The 17,163-nt window shown below is 54.5% G+C and carries 14 protein-coding genes; 5 read left to right on the top strand and 9 right to left on the bottom strand.

The window, feature by feature from the left end; translation table 11 throughout:
* Positions 1 to 33: 33 nt before the first annotated feature.
* Complete coding sequence (locus ACW44H_RS00715; protein WP_457506215.1) at positions 34 to 1,875, bottom strand: putative bifunctional diguanylate cyclase/phosphodiesterase; 1,842 nt, start codon at positions 1,873 to 1,875, stop codon at positions 34 to 36.
* Between the two features lie 283 nt (positions 1,876 to 2,158).
* Here ACW44H_RS00715 and fabA point away from each other — a divergent pair, with 283 nt between their 5' ends.
* Positions 2,159 to 2,674: a 3-hydroxyacyl-[acyl-carrier-protein] dehydratase FabA gene (gene fabA / locus ACW44H_RS00710; protein ID WP_113269863.1), complete on the top strand. Its 516-nt coding sequence runs from the start codon at positions 2,159 to 2,161 to the stop codon at positions 2,672 to 2,674.
* Positions 2,675 to 2,687: 13 nt separating this feature from the next.
* The gene (gene fabB / locus ACW44H_RS00705; RefSeq protein ID WP_457506214.1) at positions 2,688 to 3,905 is read left to right on the top strand and encodes a beta-ketoacyl-ACP synthase I; all 1,218 of its coding nucleotides are present in this window, start codon (positions 2,688 to 2,690) and stop codon (positions 3,903 to 3,905) included.
* Positions 3,906 to 4,006: 101 nt separating this feature from the next.
* Here fabB and ACW44H_RS00700 read toward each other — a convergent pair whose 3' ends face one another.
* The 4 genes from ACW44H_RS00700 to ACW44H_RS00685 all read right to left on the bottom strand — a co-directional run bounded on the left by ACW44H_RS00700 (position 4,007) and on the right by ACW44H_RS00685 (position 7,764).
* On the bottom strand, positions 4,007 to 4,741 hold the full coding sequence (locus ACW44H_RS00700) for a lysophospholipid acyltransferase family protein (protein WP_113269865.1): 735 nt from the start codon (positions 4,739 to 4,741) through the stop codon (positions 4,007 to 4,009).
* Positions 4,738 to 5,628, bottom strand: coding sequence for a sugar nucleotide-binding protein (locus ACW44H_RS00695; protein WP_113269866.1), 891 nt, complete (start codon positions 5,626 to 5,628; stop codon positions 4,738 to 4,740). Before ACW44H_RS00695 ends, ACW44H_RS00700 begins: the two co-directional genes overlap by 4 nt.
* 52 nt (positions 5,629 to 5,680) lie before the next feature.
* Positions 5,681 to 6,298: a single-stranded DNA-binding protein gene (gene ssb / locus ACW44H_RS00690; protein ID WP_457506213.1), complete on the bottom strand. Its 618-nt coding sequence runs from the start codon at positions 6,296 to 6,298 to the stop codon at positions 5,681 to 5,683.
* Positions 6,299 to 6,384: 86 nt separating this feature from the next.
* Positions 6,385 to 7,764 carry an MFS transporter gene (locus ACW44H_RS00685; RefSeq protein ID WP_457506212.1) on the bottom strand — a complete coding sequence of 460 codons (1,380 nt, stop codon included), beginning with the start codon at positions 7,762 to 7,764 and terminating at the stop codon, positions 6,385 to 6,387.
* A gap of 203 nt (positions 7,765 to 7,967) precedes the next feature.
* Here ACW44H_RS00685 and uvrA point away from each other — a divergent pair, with 203 nt between their 5' ends.
* Complete coding sequence (gene uvrA, locus ACW44H_RS00680) at positions 7,968 to 10,814, top strand: excinuclease ABC subunit UvrA (protein ID WP_113271058.1); 2,847 nt, start codon at positions 7,968 to 7,970, stop codon at positions 10,812 to 10,814.
* A 198-nt stretch (positions 10,815 to 11,012) separates the two neighbouring features.
* The gene (locus tag ACW44H_RS00675; protein ID WP_457506211.1) at positions 11,013 to 11,756 is read left to right on the top strand and encodes a Crp/Fnr family transcriptional regulator; all 744 of its coding nucleotides are present in this window, start codon (positions 11,013 to 11,015) and stop codon (positions 11,754 to 11,756) included.
* A gap of 95 nt (positions 11,757 to 11,851) precedes the next feature.
* Here the strand turns inward: ACW44H_RS00675 and ACW44H_RS00670 are convergent, their stop codons facing one another.
* Entirely contained in the window at positions 11,852 to 12,643 is a 792-nt protein-coding gene (locus ACW44H_RS00670; protein ID WP_457506210.1) for a ribonucleoside-diphosphate reductase, read from the bottom strand.
* Between the two features lie 60 nt (positions 12,644 to 12,703).
* Positions 12,704 to 14,815: an adenosylcobalamin-dependent ribonucleoside-diphosphate reductase gene (locus tag ACW44H_RS00665; RefSeq protein WP_447045202.1), complete on the bottom strand. Its 2,112-nt coding sequence runs from the start codon at positions 14,813 to 14,815 to the stop codon at positions 12,704 to 12,706.
* A 208-nt stretch (positions 14,816 to 15,023) separates the two neighbouring features.
* Between ACW44H_RS00665 and ACW44H_RS00660 the strand changes: the two genes are divergently transcribed.
* Positions 15,024 to 15,602: a hypothetical protein gene (locus tag ACW44H_RS00660; RefSeq protein ID WP_457506209.1), complete on the top strand. Its 579-nt coding sequence runs from the start codon at positions 15,024 to 15,026 to the stop codon at positions 15,600 to 15,602.
* Between the two features lie 47 nt (positions 15,603 to 15,649).
* On the opposite strand, the gene ACW44H_RS00655 is transcribed toward ACW44H_RS00660, so the two are convergent.
* Both ACW44H_RS00655 and ACW44H_RS00650 read right to left on the bottom strand, forming a co-directional pair.
* The gene (locus tag ACW44H_RS00655; RefSeq protein ID WP_457506208.1) at positions 15,650 to 16,324 is read right to left on the bottom strand and encodes an OmpA/MotB family protein; all 675 of its coding nucleotides are present in this window, start codon (positions 16,322 to 16,324) and stop codon (positions 15,650 to 15,652) included.
* Between the two features lie 5 nt (positions 16,325 to 16,329).
* Positions 16,330 to 17,151: a motility protein A gene (locus tag ACW44H_RS00650; RefSeq protein WP_113271052.1), complete on the bottom strand. Its 822-nt coding sequence runs from the start codon at positions 17,149 to 17,151 to the stop codon at positions 16,330 to 16,332.
* Between the last annotated feature and the right edge of the window lie 12 nt (positions 17,152 to 17,163).

Here is a 17,163-nt window from a genome sequence, read left to right as displayed (position 1 = left end):
TGGCTTCGCCCTATTTAGCCGTATTGACAGACGTTAAGAAGCAGCAGGGACATCTACTGGTATGGGTACTAAACGTTTTTCCAATTCCGCGGCAGGTAACGGGCGGGCGAAGTAGAACCCTTGCACAGACGTACAGCCGGCCTTAACCAAAAACTGGCACTGCTCCTTGGTTTCAACCCCTTCTGCAATCACTCCGAGCCCCATACCTTCTGCCATCGCTAAGACCGCCTTTACAATGGAGGCGTCCGCTTGATCATGCGGCAGCTCTTTAATAAACGCACGATCGAGCTTTATTTTATCGACCGGTAAGCGCTTCAGGTAGCCAAGCGACGAGTAGCCAGTACCAAAATCGTCAATGGCGATTGCATAGCCTTGGTCACGGAGCGCCTGTAGGCGCGGCCTCATATCACCCGCACGCTCATCCAGAAGTACCGACTCGGTCAACTCCAGACCAATTTGCGAAGGCTTCAATTGGTAGCGCCTGAGGCACGTCGCCAATTGGCTTTCTAGATCCCCTTGAAAGAGCTGCAGCGCCGAAATATTGACCCAAATAGTTAGCTTGGGCATGGCGCTATTACGCCAATGCGCCTGCTGGGCGCAGGCTTTTTCGATTACCCAAGTGCCCAATTGGGACATTAAGCCGTGCCGCTCGGCCAACGAAATGAAGTCACCCGGAGAAATCATTCCATCGCGAGGATGGCGCCAGCGCAGCAGCGCCTCCATGCCAACGACCTCACCACTGCTAGGCTCATGCTGGGTTTGATAATGCAGCTCTAACTGATCACCGGAAATAAGCGCGGCACGCAAGTCGCTAACCAGTGCCAGCTGCGGATTATCCTGCTTATCCAGTGCTGGGCGAAAACGCTGGCTAAGATTACGTCCAAGCCGTTTGGCGCTGTAGAGCGCCGACTCTAAGCGCTGAAATAGCACACCTGAGTCGTCACCATCTTCAGGTGCTCGACAGCTGCCTATCGTCAGCCCTAAGCGCAACGATTGCTCGTTAATTTCAAATGGTCGACTCATATGTTCGCGCAGCGAGGCGACCCACTGGTCATGATCGTCAAATGTCGTGGTGCGGATCACCATAAACTCATCGCCACCCAAGCGACCTACCACGCCCCCAACGACATAGCTTGTCAGGCGCTGGGCAAAGCGCGCCAACAGGCGATCCCCTTGCTCAACCCCTAGACTATCGTTAACTGATTTCAACCCATCGATATCTACCAGCGCCATATCCAAACTCTCTCCAGCGCGTAAGTGGCGCAGTCGAGAAGCAAGCAGATCATGAAGACGCCGACGATTGGGCAGACCGGTAAGGGGATCTTCATACCCAATCCGGCGCAAATCGCGCTCACGGGCTTTTTGCGCCGTAATATCGGTAAAAAGGTGGATAAAATGGGTGATTTTGCCCCGTTTGTCTGTCACGGCGCGCACTTTTAACCACTCGGGGTACTCATCGCCGTGCTTACGGCGACTCCACATTTCACCTTCCCAACGGCCGGTACTTTTCAGCGCACTCCAGAACGTTTGATAAAAGTTTTTATCATGCCGTGGCGCTGCCAGGGTCTCCAGTTTTAACCCCTGTACCTCCTGGCTTGAATAACCGGTAATTTCGGTAAAGGCCGGATTAACCACGATGACCCGATTTTGCGCGTCGGTAATCACCATGGCATCGCTGGCGAGCCCTAACGTATCCTGTGATAGCCGTAGGCGTAGCCGCTGTTGACGAACCTGGTTCCAGGCATCCCAAAGCCCCAGCGCGACTAACGTGGCAGCCACCAAACGTAGCGCCGTATCGGGTATCCAAACGCAGGCCGGTAGCCCCGCCATTGCGACCCACACTAGCGGACGATTGAGAGAAACAGGAAGCCACATGGCGATTCGCTACATCCTATACAAAATTAACGTAGATAAAAATTTGCGCTAGGTGCCATGCCGGTCATGCCGCCTAATAAACTACCTAGATAATCTATATTACGGTACATGCAGTATTTATTGTGCATAATTGGCAGCAGATTAACTAAGTCCCCTCGCTATAGTGTTATCGGCCAACTGCCTAAATACTGTAGTAACTGACGATAAATGGTCAGTTACGTGCATTCAGCGGTTTCGGGAAGTAGACTAGCCTCACAACCTTCTTGATATTCGGAACGATTCAGTGACCAAGCAACACTCCTTTAATCGCGAAGAACTGCTGGCCTGCTCGCGCGGCGAGCTATTCGGCCCCGGAAATGCCCAGCTCCCGGCTCCTAACATGCTGATGCTTGATCGCATCAAGCACATTCACGAAGAAGGCGGTGAGCATGGCAAAGGCGAACTGATCGCCGAGCTGGATATCACGCCTGACTTGTGGTTCTTTGACTGCCACTTCCCTGGCGACCCCGTCATGCCTGGCTGCTTAGGCCTGGATGCCATGTGGCAGCTGGTAGGGTTTTACTTGGGCTGGCTAGGCCACCCAGGCCGTGGACGTGCGCTTGGTTGCGGCGAAGTTAAATTCAGCGGACAGATTCTGCCGGATGCACAAAAAGTGACCTATAGCATTAATATTAAGCGTATTATTACCCGACGTCTTATCTTGGGTATCGCCGACGGCACCGTAACCGTCGACGGACGCGACATTTATCAGGCTAATGATCTGCGTGTTGGCCTATTTACCTCCACTGCGAATTTCTAAACAGGAGGCTCCCATGCGACGAGTGGTAGTCACCGGTCTTGGCATTGTTTCTTGCCTTGGCAACGACCAACGACAGGTCCTGGACGCGCTCAAAACTGGGCGTAGCGGTATTCGTTTTAAGGAAGAGTATGCCGAGCGTGGCTTTCGTAGCCATGTAGCGGGCAGCGTCGATATCGATCTTGACGCACTCATCGACCGTAAACTGCGCCGCTTTATGGGCGACGCGGCGGCCTATGCTTACGTTTCTATGGCTCAGGCAATTGAAGATGCTGGGCTGAGCGAAGAACAGGTGTCCAACGAACGTACTGGCCTTATTGCCGGCTCAGGCGGCGCTTCAAGTGCTAATCAGGTAGAAGCAGCTGACGTTTTACGTGAAAAAGGTCTGCGCCGGGTTGGCCCTTATCGCGTTACCCGAACAATGGGCAGCACCGTTTCAGCGTGCTTGGCAACGCCGTTTAAAATCAAAGGCATCAATTACTCTATCTCCTCTGCCTGTGCGACTTCAGCGCACTGTATTGGCAGTGCGATGGAGCAAATTCAGCTTAACAAACAGGATGTAGTGTTTGCCGGTGGCGGCGAAGAAGAGCACTGGACCCTCTCCTGCTTGTTTGATGCCATGGGTGCGCTCTCTACCCACTATAACGACAACCCTGAGCAAGCCTCGCGCCCATATGATAAAGCCCGCGACGGCTTTGTAATTGCTGGCGGCGGCGGCATGCTGGTGTTGGAGGAGCTTGAGCACGCCAAAGCACGTGGTGCCAAAATCTACGGCGAATTGGTGGGTTACGGCGCGACCTCTGACGGCCATGATATGGTCGCACCTTCGGGCGAAGGGGCGATGCGTTGCATGCGCCAAGCGATGGCAACGGTCGATGGTGCTATTGATTACATCAATACCCACGGCACGTCCACGCCAGTGGGCGATGTTGCCGAGCTGAAAGCAATACGCGAAGTATTCGGAAACACAACGCCTGCGATGAGCTCAACTAAATCACTCACTGGCCACTCATTAGGGGCCACAGGCGTTCAGGAAGCGATTTACTCGTTGCTGATGATGCAGCACAACTTTGTAGCAGCGTCAGCGAATGTCGCGGACTTGGATGAGCAGGCTGATGGCTTTGATATTGTCACCGAACGCCGCGATGACGTGACAATTGAGCGCGCCTTGTCTAATAGCTTCGGCTTTGGCGGCACCAATGCATGCTTAGTCTTCCAGCGTTTTAACAACTGATGCTGATACGACTACTGACATGATGACAAAAACGGCGCCCAGCGGGCGCCGTTTTTGTTTAACAAGACGAATAGGTTAAGGCCTAGAAAGGAAGCCTTTAACTAACGGGAAGTAGGCCTCGGCACATCAGAAATTTCCTGCAGTTGCGTTTCGATCCACGCTTCGACTTCAGCGAGCACCTCGTCAGGCATGCGCCCCGTTGTCTCAATTGGCTTACCAATGCGAACACGCAATACGCCTGGCCGTTTAACCCAATGGCGTCCTGGCCAGCGTTCTCCAGCGTTATGGGCCACGGGCAAGACGGGCACCCCAGCACGACACGCCACTACGCTACCGCTTTTGTTGTAGCGCTTACGCTGACCAGGATCTACCCGCGTCCCTTCAGGAAAAATCAGTACCGACAGGCCGGTCCCGAGACGCTCGACGCCCTGAGTGAGCACTTGCTTCATCGCCCTTGCCGGTTTGGAGCGGTCCAGGCTTATCGGGCGTAACAGGCGTAATCCCCAGCCAAAGATAGGCAAGCGCAATAATTCGCGTTTTAGCACGGTACATACCGGCGGCTTCATCACCTGCAAAAATACGGTTTCCCACTCACACTGGTGATTGGCCTGAATCACGCAGGGGCCACTAGGCAGGTTTTCCTGGCCTTGTATGTCATAACGCACACCGCAGGCGATACGAAACCACACCATCAAAAAGTAGTTATACAAATTGAGTAAGCGATAACGGCCAGAAAGTGGAAGGAAGGGCGCGATAGGCAGAAACAGAATACCGATCATCAGCATGGCAAAGAAATAGCCGGCATAAAATACCAAGCTGCGAACCACATTTATCAAGCCGACGCTCCTGTATTACTGACACGGTTATTTTCACGGGTCAAACACCACGCATCTAACATACGACCAGCCTCTAAACGCCACGGCTTTTGATGAACACCAAAAACATCCAGCACACGTCGACAATTTAAGACACGACGCAGCTTAGCATCATGGTGATGCTTTAGCGGCTGCACCTCTCCGAGAGTAATCTGCTCGCCCCGGCCTTCAAGGTGCGTCAATAATTGAGTGCGCACCATGGAGGTAAAGGTAAACGCACTGACCGGTTCGGTACCCGCAAGGTGATAGGCGCCCCACGCATTTGCACCACTGGCTTGCTGCTGCAGCATGCCGATCAGTGCCATAGCAACAGCATCCGCTGACGTGGGGCAAAAGATCACGTCTTCTGCCGCACGCACAGCTTGGCCAACCACCAAATGATCGATGATTTCATTGAGCCAAGCGTGGCTGCCTTCCAATGCAAACAGCGGGCCTAGGCGAACAAGCAAGTGACGCTGAAATTCTGCACGTATACGATCGCCGGTCTGCACCAAGCGGCGTAGGCTGTCATCGCGTGGCGCCGGCACCACGTGCTCATCAATCGGCACGTCCAGTCCGTCTTCGTAGAGTTGGTCAGAAACACACCATACCAATGCCACATCCAGGGCAAGGCAGGCATCCAAACACGCATCCACCGCATCGGCATGTTCCATTACTGCCGCTGGCGCCATACTCAACGGGTGCGCCAACGGTGGAATGATCACGGCGTCGGGGGCTATCGCCTCCAAACGCTTAACGGTGATGGTGGTGCCTTGTTCGATGACTAATTCCGTATCGGTGCGACGGCTTGCTTCCCGAGCCAGTGCCAAGCTTAAGCAATGTCCGGCATCCAATATTAGCAGCTTCAAGACAATCTCTCCTTTTCACGCCCAGCCCTACATGGCGTGTTTAGTAAGCTACTCAGAACGGAATTTCATCATCGAAGTCATCGAAGTTGCCTGGATCAGGCGCACCGTAGCTGCTGTTCTGTTGATTGGGCGGTGGTGCTTGGTTGCCCTGCTGCGGTGCAGGCTGGGCGGGGCGAGGCTGCTGTGAGTTCTGCCCGCCGTAGTTGTCCCCCTGAGGTGCACCGCCTTGCTGAGGATAACCGCCGCCTTGATTATTGGGGGCTGGCGAGTTTTGGGGCGCATTTTGGGGATAGCTGTTCTGGCCTGCGCCGCCGCCCTGAAAATCGCCACTGCGACCGCCATCAAGCATCTGCATATCGTTAGCGACAATTTCTGTCGAGTAACGATCTTGCCCGTTTTGGTCTTGCCACTTACGCGTTTGTAAGCGCCCTTCAATATAAACTTTGGCGCCCTTTTTTAGGTACTGCTGGGCGATCTCAGCGGTTTTATTAAACATCACCACGCGGTGCCATTCAGTACGCTCTTGGCGCTGACCACTCTGTCGGTCCATCCAGGTATCGGTAGTGGCCAAGTTTAAGTTGGCCACGGCGGTACCGCTTGGAGTAAAACGCACCTCGGGGTCCTGCCCGAGATTGCCAATCAAGATGACCTTGTTAATGCCGCGAGCCATAAGGCGCTCCTTTAATAGGGTGTTATGTAGGGTTAGTTGCAAGCCGTAGCCAGTGTTGCGGCCAGGCCGAATTAAAACCGGTTAAGCTAAGATTTGGGTGGCGCCATCAGCTTGGTCAACGCAGCCTGGTCAAGCTGTTGACGATTCACCTTTAAATAGACCAAACGCTCTTCCGGTACCACCATCACGTCTTCCACGCCGACCACATCAGCTAAACGTTCCATCAGCAAGTCAAGCGCATCTGTCTGGGTTTCATGCAGCGCCAGCACCTCGCTAGAGAGCGGTGGCGGTGCGGGCATCCGCCACATAGCAATCCACCAGCACAACGCCAGTACGGCACAGCCAATAAAAACTGCATTAAGGCCTCCGTAGTGAGCTAATAAGCCGCCTAGCGTACCGCCTAGAAAAGCGCCAAAGAATTGGCTGGTGGAGTAAACTCCCATCGCGGTACCTTTCGCGCCCGCCGGGGCTAGCTTACTGAGCATGGAAGGGAGCGTCGCTTCCAGCAAATTAAAGCCAGTGAAGAACACAAACAGCCATACAAACAGCCAATAGCCTGGCGACAGTGGCAACCCTAGTCCCGCTAAACTAAACACAATAGCGCCGATCGCCACTAGGCACATCAAACGCATGCGCTGTTGCTTCTCAGCGACAATAATCAGCGGCACCATGGCGACAAACGATAGCGCCATAATGCCCAGGTAAGCCAGCCCATGATACTCGATAGCCACACCCGCGTTTAGCAGACGAAAAGGCACCGCGACAAATATCGCCATTAGCACTAAATGCAGAGCAAAAATCGATAGATCCAGTCGCCATAAATCAGGCCGCGTTATCACACTTTTGAATTGCTGACGGTCCATCCCTACATCGCGGTGGCGCCTCCGCCTAGGCGCAGCAGGTATCCAGCGCCACAGCACCAGCAGCCCCACCAGCGTCAGTAGTGCGGTAAACCAAAATACACCGGCCAGGCCCGCCCAGGCGGCTAGCCATGGGCCCAGCACCATGGCAATGGCAAACGACACGCCAATAGAGAGACCAATGGTCGCCATGGCACCAGTACGGATTTCCTCACGGGTCTGATCCGCCAGCAGCGCCATAATAGCGGCGGCCACGGCGCCCCCTCCCTGCAGCGCCCGCCCGGCGATCACGCCGAAAATGGTGTCCGAGAGCGCGGCGACGACACTGCCCAGAGCAAAAATCACCAGCCCCATCGCGATCACCCGCTTACGGCCAATGCGATCAGAAAGTAGCCCAAACGGAATTTGCAGCGTCGCCTGGGTCAAGCCGTAAATACCCAACGCAACGCCCACCAATAGAGGCGTCGCGCCCACTAACGTGTCGGCGTATAACGCCAACACGGGCAGCACCATAAATAGACCCAACATGCGAGACGCATAAAGCCCGGCCAAACCGCTGATCGCACGACGTTCAGAGGCCAGCAATAGTGCGGAAACCTTGCGCATAATGCCCTTGTGTGTGATGAAAAATAACTATGTGGTGGATTAGCATGCAGCGAATAAACGTAACGGCTTGAGACAATCCTCTATTCTAGCGGTTTGGGCAGGCGCTGGAAACGTTGCGGGTTGTCGCATGTTGCAAAGCGGTTTTGCCGGGAGGGGCCCGGCGAACGTATAATCACGCTTTTGCCGCGCGATTCGAGGTGTTGATGGACAGCATTCTGGTCAGGGGTGCACGCACCCACAACCTCAAGCAGATCGATGTGGAACTGCCCCGTAACAAGCTGATCGTGATTACCGGCCTATCCGGCTCAGGTAAATCATCGTTAGCGTTTGACACCCTTTATGCCGAGGGGCAGCGTCGCTATGTGGAATCACTTTCCACCTATGCACGCCAATTCCTGTCGATGATGGAAAAACCCGATGTAGATCACATCGAAGGGCTTTCGCCTGCGATCTCTATTGAGCAGAAGTCTACCTCCCACAACCCGCGTTCAACCGTGGGCACTATCACCGAAATTTACGACTATCTGCGCCTGCTGTTTGCCCGGGCGGGAACGCCACGTTGTCCAGAGCACGGTGAAGACCTTGAGGCCCAGACGATCTCACAAATGGTCGATCAGGTCATGAACCTTGCCGAAGGCACCAAGCTCATGCTGCTGGCGCCGGTGGTCAAAGGGCGTAAAGGCGAGCATCTGCAACTATTGGCAGAGCTGCGAGCCCAAGGTTTTGTGCGCGCCTTAATTGATGGCCAAGTGCTGGAACTGGACGACATTGCGCCGTTGGATAAGCGTAAAAAACACGATATTAGCGTGGTGGTTGATCGCTTCAAAGTACGCGACGACCTCGCCCAACGCTTGGCGGAGTCGTTTGAAACAGCATTGAACCTCGCCGACGGCACCGCCATGATCCACTTTATGGATGGCGAGCGCGATGATATTGCTTTCTCGTCGCGTTTTGCCTGTCCGGTATGTGGCTACTCGCTAGCGGAGCTTGAGCCGCGCATGTTCTCGTTTAATAATCCGGCGGGTGCTTGTCCCACTTGCGATGGGCTGGGCGTGCAGCAGTACTTCGACCCCGAAAAGCTGATCAGCCACCCGGAGCTATCGCTGGCGGAAGGCGTGATTAAAGGCTGGGACCGGCGCAACATTTACTACTTTACCCAGCTCCAGGCGCTGGCCAAGCACTACCGCTTTGAGCTAGAGACGCCTTGGCAAGAGCTCGCCCGCCACGAGCAGGACATCATTCTCAATGGTAGCGGCGACGAGGCCATACCGTTCTCCTATGTCGGCGACCGCGGCCGTAAAGTTACTCGCGAGCATGTTTTTGAGGGCGTGCTGCCCAATATGCAGCGCCGCTATCGGGAAACCGAGTCTAATATGGTGCGCGATGACCTGGTCAAATACATCGCGGTACAGCCCTGTGCCACCTGCAACGGCTCACGACTGCGTAAAGAATCACGCCATGTGTACGTGGATGACCATAATATCGCCGACGTCGTACGCTTTCCGATTGGTGAAGCTTGGCGCTACTTTGCCGATCTAAGCCTACCGGGACGCAAAGGCGAGATTGCCGATAAAATCGTCCACGAGATCCACGCCCGGTTAGAGTTCCTGGTAAATGTCGGCCTGGATTACCTCAACCTGGAGCGCAGCGCAGACACCCTTTCCGGTGGTGAGGCCCAGCGCATCCGCTTGGCCAGCCAGATTGGCGCTGGCTTGGTCGGGGTAATGTATATCCTTGACGAGCCGTCAATTGGCCTTCACCAACGCGACAATGACCGGCTGCTGAAAACCCTTGAGCGGTTGCGCGACCTGGGTAATACCGTCATTGTGGTTGAGCACGACGAAGATGCTATCCGTGCCGCCGATCATGTACTGGATATCGGCCCTGGGGCGGGCGTACATGGCGGTGAAATCGTCGCTCAAGGTACGCCTCAGGACGTGATGGACAATCCCAACTCGCTGACCGGTCAGTACCTGATCGGCACGCGCGAAATTGCCGTGCCGCCCTACCGTATTCCCGGCAACCCGGAAAAGCAGTTGACTGTACGCGGCGCTACCGGCAACAACCTGCAAGACGTAACGCTTACATTGCCGCTGGGACTGTTTATCGCCATTACCGGCGTCTCTGGTTCAGGCAAGTCGACGCTAATCAACGGCACGCTGATGCCGATCGCGGCTCGGGAGCTTAATCGCGCCACCACGCTGACCGCCGCACCTTATGAGAAGATCGAAGGGCTTGATCAACTCGATAAAGTGATCGATATCGATCAAAGTCCGATTGGGCGTACGCCGCGCTCCAACCCGGCCACCTACACAGGCATTTTTACGCCAATTCGTGAGCTGTTTGCAGGCACCCAGGAAGCACGTTCTCGAGGTTACAAACCCGGTCGCTTCAGCTTTAACGTTAAAGGTGGACGCTGCGAGGCGTGCCAGGGCGAAGGCATGATCAAGGTAGAAATGCACTTCCTGCCGGATATCTACGTGCCCTGCGATGTTTGTAAAGGCAAGCGCTATAACCGCGAAACGTTGGATATTCACTACAAGGGCAAAACCATTCACGAAGTGCTGACCATGACGGTGGAAGACGCGCTAGAATTCTTCAGCCCGGTACCGGCCATTGCTCGTCGCCTGCAGACCCTGCTCGATGTGGGCCTCTCCTACATTCGCCTGGGGCAGAGTGCAACGACTCTTTCCGGCGGGGAAGCACAGCGGGTAAAACTCGCCCGTGAATTAGCCAAGCGTGATACGGGTAAGACACTGTATATATTGGATGAACCGACCACCGGACTGCACTTTGAAGATATACGCCAACTGCTGACGGTGCTCCACCGCCTGCGGGATCATGGCAACACTATCGTCGTGATTGAACACAACCTGGATGTGATCAAAACTGCCGATTGGATTGTCGACCTAGGGCCTGAAGGGGGCTCCGGTGGCGGGCAGATTATTGCCGAAGGCACACCGGAACAGATTGCAAAACAGAATGTCTCGCATACCGGACGTTTCTTAGCACCCCTGCTGGAACGTGGAAACCGCGCAACGAAGCGCTGACACTACACTGCTGTTATCTATGGTTTTTTGTTCTTTATGGGTGTTGGTTCTTTTGAGGAGGGGCGTCTGCCCTCCCTCAGACTAAATAGCCGCGCTAGAGAGTACATGTGGGCAACGCAATAGGTGGCCACATTGTTTATAGTGGCGAGCCAATAATCATTAGCAGGATTAAGTAATTCTCTTCTGAAGGGATAAGTCATGAGTCATGAAAAAAGCTGCATTATCAAACACTTCAGCCACTTTTGCTCATTAACCGAGGAGGAAAAGCAGCTCCTTACTACCCTTGAGGAGAGCCCAACTAATATTAAATCAGGCGCATTACTTTGGGAGATAGGCGATCCGGCCAATGAGTTTTGTACCCTCAAAAGCGGCTGGGCCTACTCCTATCGTCATCTAGAAAATGGCGACCGGCAAATTTTGGAGGTGTTTTTGCCGGGCGATATTATCGGGCTGCGGGAGTTTGCTTTCTCCGAACGCCTTGAAAACGTGCGCATGATTGATAACGGTGTGGTTTGCCACTTCCCACATAAGCGTATGTTGAACATTTTCCGCCGGTCACTCAAACTCACATCTATAATGTTTGCCATTGGCAGCCGTCAGCAAGCGATGCTAACTGAACGGTTAGTCACGCTGGCAAGGCGCACCGCCCGCCAAAAGATGGCCCATTTTCTCTATGAAATGTATCTGCGGCTGCGCCAAACCAACCCCGACATTAGTAATCAGTTCCGTCTGCCGCTTTCTCAAGAGCAGCTGGCCGATGTTCTTGGCCTCAGCCCGGTCCACGTTAGCCGTACCTTTACAGGGCTCAGCGAAGATGGATTAGTGTTCCGTGACCGCCACAATTTAACGATTCCTGACCTGCAAGCGCTATGTGACGAAGCGGGATTTGATGACTGTTATCTCAATGACAATATTCGTATGGTGCTAGCCGACTCAGCTTAAAAAAAACCGCGTGCTATTGAGCACGCGGGTTCGTTGAAGCAATGGAAGCGCCAGAGAGTAGTTAACAACGCCCCTGCTAGCTGGCTAATGCCTTATTAGCCACATTTGGACCAACCACAGCCTGCGTAACAGGTCGGGCAGCCATCCATCATGATAAGCTCACCGCGGCACTCGGGGCAGTTACCCACTGTGGCTGGGCCGCTGCCCTCAGGCTTTTTTTCTGTCGTTGCTTTCCCGCCGATAGGTTCTACCGCACCCGCCTCTACGGGTGCGTCAGCTACCTCTTCCTCCGCACCGGGCTGCCACGCATGGCCATGCGTCATACGGTGGGCGTAACGCTCAACCAGTTGCTCAACCGGCACTTGATTGCCATCCCGATCCAAAAAGCCGCGGCGATAGAGAATCTGTTGAATCGACCAGGCAATGGCGGCGACTTCTGAATCGTGGAACATTGGCTTGTTCCAACGGTTCATGCCACAGCGAACCAAGCCTTTATCCCAAGCCACTTTGCGCAGATCCGCCACCGCCTGGGTGACGTAACCGCCTCGCGCCGCTAGCGAGAGGCTGCGCATGGTCGCGGTGATCCACTGATGCTCACTGGAGAGCTGGCCCGATGGAAAGAAGAACTCCACCGGCCGCTCTATCACGACACGTTTACCACCAATGACGCCTTCCACCGGCATAAACGACACCAACAGATAGACTTTTTTGCGCCCTTCCGCGCCGACATACGAGATCTTTTCTGACACGGCTTCCAAGGTGCCTTCCGGGCGGGAAGGTATACGCACCGTTAGCGGGTTTTCATCCTGCAGCTCGGGAGTGGGCACGGGCTGGTCTTGCTGCTTAATGCGATAACCGACAATTTTGGAGGTGATTTCAACAGCCATGGGTTATATCTCCGTTTAGCAAAGGTGTGCGTTAGTAAATAGATGGCGCTTCGCGCGGCATCACCATTTGCCGTAGGTGCCTTCTTTTAAGCCATCAAACAGGTTGGCAGCGTTATGCTCTTCCCCGTCGTAAATCACCTTCTCATTCCCGGTCAGCTCAAGGGTTTCGCCGTTTTCCAGCTCAAACACGTAGGTGGTGTTTTTAAGATCATCCTCGCGCACCAGCACGCCTTGGAAAGCCTCGGGGTTAAAGCGGAAGGTAGTGCAGCCTTTTAAGCGGCTTTCATAGGCTTGTAAATAGAGGTTTTGAAACTGTTCAAAGGGAAATTCAGTAGGCACGTTGACCGTTTTCGAGATCGCCGAATCGACCCAGTGCTGGGCGGCAGCCTGAACGGCGACGTGCTGCTCGGGCGAGATCGCATCAGCGGTGACAAAATAATCAGGCAAATCGCTGTCGACAGCATCAGCTGCAATAAAGTGACGATAAGCGGCTAGCTCGAAAGAGACGACTTCTACCTGCTCTTTGGTTTTCTTACCCGACTGAATAATATTGCGGAAGTAGCGGTGCGAGAAAGAGGGCTCAATACCGTTGGAGGCGTTGTTACCCATTGACAGGCTAATCGTGCCGGTCGGCGCAATAGAGCTGTGGTGGGTAAAGCGCGCGCCGTGCTCGGCCAGTTGGGCGACTAGCTCGGGCTCAAGCTCGGCCACTTGCGCCATGTACTGGCTGTAACGGGCGTGCAGAATACGCCCCGGCACTTGATCACCCACTTCGTAGCCATCTTTGGCCAGCTGCGGGCGCTCACGCAGCATTTTGGGGGTAATGGTATGTTCCTGCTCCAGTACCGGCGCCATGCCCTTCTCTTGAGAAAGTTCCAGTGCCTGCTTCCAGCCCTCAATCGCCAAATGGCGGCTTACTTCATCGGTAAACACCAGCGACTGTTTGGAACCGTAGGGGATTTTGAGCATGGTAAGCGTCGACCCCAAGCCCAAAAAACCCATGCCGTGACGACGCTTGGCTTCTATTTCTCGCTGCTGCTGGGGCAGCGGCAGCCCAGCAATCTCAACCACGTTGTCGAGCATACGGGTAAAGATAGCGACCACTTTTCGATAGCGCTCCCAGTCAAAGCGCGGCTCGGCGCCAAAGGGATCGATCACAAACTTGGTCAAGTTGACGGAACCCAGCAGGCAAGCGCCTTCCGGCGGCAGCGGCTGTTCACCACAGGGGTTGGTGGCGCGGATATCTTCGCAGAACCAATTATTGTTCATACGATTAACTTGATCGATCAGGATAAAGCCTGGCTCGGCGTAGTCGTAGGTGGAAGACATGATGGTGTCCCACAGTTCGCGCGCTTTGATCACTTCTACAATGCGACAGGCGACGCGCCCTTCGGCATCCACCGTGTAGCCCTCTTCGACCACCGGCCAATCGCGGTAGATCAGATCTTCCGCTTTTACGTCCTCTTTTTCACCGGGGTGCAGCGGGAAGGCCAGCGGCCAATCAGTATTGTTTTTGACCGCTTCCATAAACTCATCAGTGATCAGCAAGCTAAGATTAAACTGGCGCAGGCGGCCCGCTTCGCGTTTAGCCTGGATAAATTCGCGCACATCCGGATGACCTACATCAAAGGTGCCCATCTGTGCGCCGCGACGACCACCAGCAGAGGCCACGGTAAAACACATCTTGTCGTAGATATCCATAAACGCCAGCGGGCCGTTCGTGCCTGCGCCAGCGCCAAATACAAACGCGCCCTTATGGCGCAGCGTTGAGAAGTCGTAGCCAATACCGGCTCCCGACTTCAACGTCATGCCCGCATCGACCACCGAGTCGAGAATATCGCGCATTGAATCGCGGATCGTGCGCGAGACGGTGCAATTGATCAGACTTACCGCCGGCTTGTAGGCCTCTGCACCCGCATTAGAAAGAATACGGCCTGCAGGAATGGCGCCGTTTTCAAGCGCCCAGCGGAATTTCGGTAACCACTCTTCCGCTTTGTCACCTTCTACCGCTGCGAGGGCGCGTGCAACACGTTCAAACGTAGCACCGACATCCTGATCGACTGGTTGGCTATGACGGTCCTTGAGACGATATTTGGCATCCCAGATTTCCTGCGAGGGGGCCTGCATCGGAACGTCATTAGAGGTCTTCATAGCCTTAGCAGCGGTACTCATGTCGCAAAACTCCTTCACAGCGGGGTGAATATAGCGCTCAAATAGAGCGATTATACGTGCCATCGGCGTGAAGTATAGCCTTGACTTCACACTACATGAGGGGCTTTTTTTATTCCTTTCTACCATATATAGAAAAATCAGCGCGTTACTCTTTTGCTGGGCCTCCACACGCTATAGGCTAGTGTTTTTTGGCTAACTGGCTTCAAGTATGCTCACAACTCACTCCCAACGCCTCTCCTCGCTAACAGGGGTTGCCATGGTGACGGCCCTGTTGGCGGCCGCCATGCCCGCGGCTAATGCGGCCACGTTCAATACGGACGAGATAGCCACACATGACCATTGGCAATCGCTGACGCTCTCGCTGGGCGGAGAACAGCACTACCGGGCGGTAGAAACCCACAGCTATTCAGACGCAACGCTTAGCCTTAATGCGACTCAAGGCGTATGCGATTTACCCTGGCTGGAGATGCGCGTCACCCTTGAACAACAGCAGGGTGAAAGCCGCGCAGTTAACCTTGTGCCCGCCCGGCTGCGTGTTGATGAGCAGCCGGTGATTGATACCATGGCAGAATTTATTACCGAACGGGGTGACGATGGCTTTTATGTCCACTTTTACCTAAGCGACCTGGAATCCCTGATGACCGATATGCGCCAAGGTGAGCAGCTGTTTCTCGGTTTTGACCAGGAAGAGCGCGAGCCGTGGTATATGACCTTTAGCCTGCAAGGCGCCGACGCTGCGATTTCACGGATGCTGGGTCAGTGTGAAAATAATGGGCCGGCGGCTTAGCAGCAAAAATAACGTATAGCGCATAAGCTCAGATGCGCCTTGGTCACCTATTCCCCCTCGGCCTGCTGCCTTAGCAGTAGCTCGACGCGCCGATTGGCAGCGCGGCCATCTGCGGTTGTGTTCGGTTCCATGGGCTGGGTGTCCGCATAGCCGACGGCTCGCATACGTGAAATATTGAACCCTTGACGCTCTAAATGGCGCACGACAGCGATAGCCCGCGCTGATGAAAGTTCCCAATTAGAGGGGAAGCGCACTGTCGAAATAGGCACGCTGTCGGTATGGCCTTCTACCGAAATCTGCCCATCAAAACTGGCGAGTACATCCAAAAGGCTTTCAACCACCCCCCGCCCGCGAGGCGTTAACACTGCTTGACCGCTGGGGAACAATAGACTGGTATCAATCCGCAAAGTGACCCCTTCACGCCCCTGTGAAACGCTGACACCGGGAATATCGAGCCCCGCAAACTGGGGCTGCAATCCTTCATGGCGGGGCTGTATACCAGTGGCCAGAGAGGCTAGCGGCAACGACGTTATAGCGCTTGTCGACTGCATGTAAGCAGTATCAGCCGCTTCTCCTCCACCCGGCGGCGTCAGAGAAAGCAGCAGCACAAAGAGCGTGATTAACAGCGTCAGTACATCTAGGTAACTGGTTAGCCAACCATCATCGCCATCGCCTGGCGATGGCGTCATTTCCAGCGCATGGCGCGTATCACGGTCTAACATGCTGGCTATCCCTTGGCCGCCGAACTCACCGACGAATCAGGTCTTGGCTTGACACTATTGTCGCGAATTTCATCGTGGTAGTTAGCGACAAAAGAGTTGAGGGTCTCTTCAATAAACGACGGCAGGCGGCGCTTGGTAATCAGCGAAATACCTTCCAGCACCATGTTCATGGTAATTAGGCGCTCTTCAGTGCGGCGCTCTAACTTCACTGCAATCGGCTTAAACACTAAGTTGGCGAGTAAAATGCCATAGAAGGTGGTTAGCAGGGCGACTGCCATGCGTGGGCCAATCACCTGCAGGTCGCCCGCATCCATGACTTCCAGCATATTCACCAGCCCCACCAGGGTGCCGATCATGCCAAACGCTGGCGCGTAGGTCGCCATGGTACGAAATATTTGTGCTTCGGCATGCTCACGCGCTTTAAGGCGAGCAATGCGCCAGCGCAGCATGTCAAAAATTTCGTCCTCTTTGGTATTGGCAATCACCAGTTGAATGCCGGTGCGTAAGAACGGATTACGGGTATGCTCCAGCTCGCGTTCTACCGCCCGCACGTCGCCTTTAAACCATAGCCGCGACATATCCACCAGTTCGCGGATATCGTCACGCATATAAGTATTTTCGCGCCGAAATACCAAGCCCACCAACCGCACAACACGCACGACTTCTTTCAGTGGGTAGCTGATAAAAGTTGCCGCCAAGGTACCGGTCACTACAATGGCCAGACCCGGCCAATTGATAAAGCTTTCGGGTGACTCTGCAGTGAAAAACAGCACACTGACCAACAGCAATATGCTGGCAAAGATGCCTATTAACGTCGAAGGATTCATCCACGGCTCCTT

It is taken from the genome of Vreelandella sulfidaeris Esulfide1 (assembly GCF_054072535.1).
Note: the sequence above shows the minus strand (reverse complement) of the source record. Positions and strands in the feature narration are given on the sequence as shown.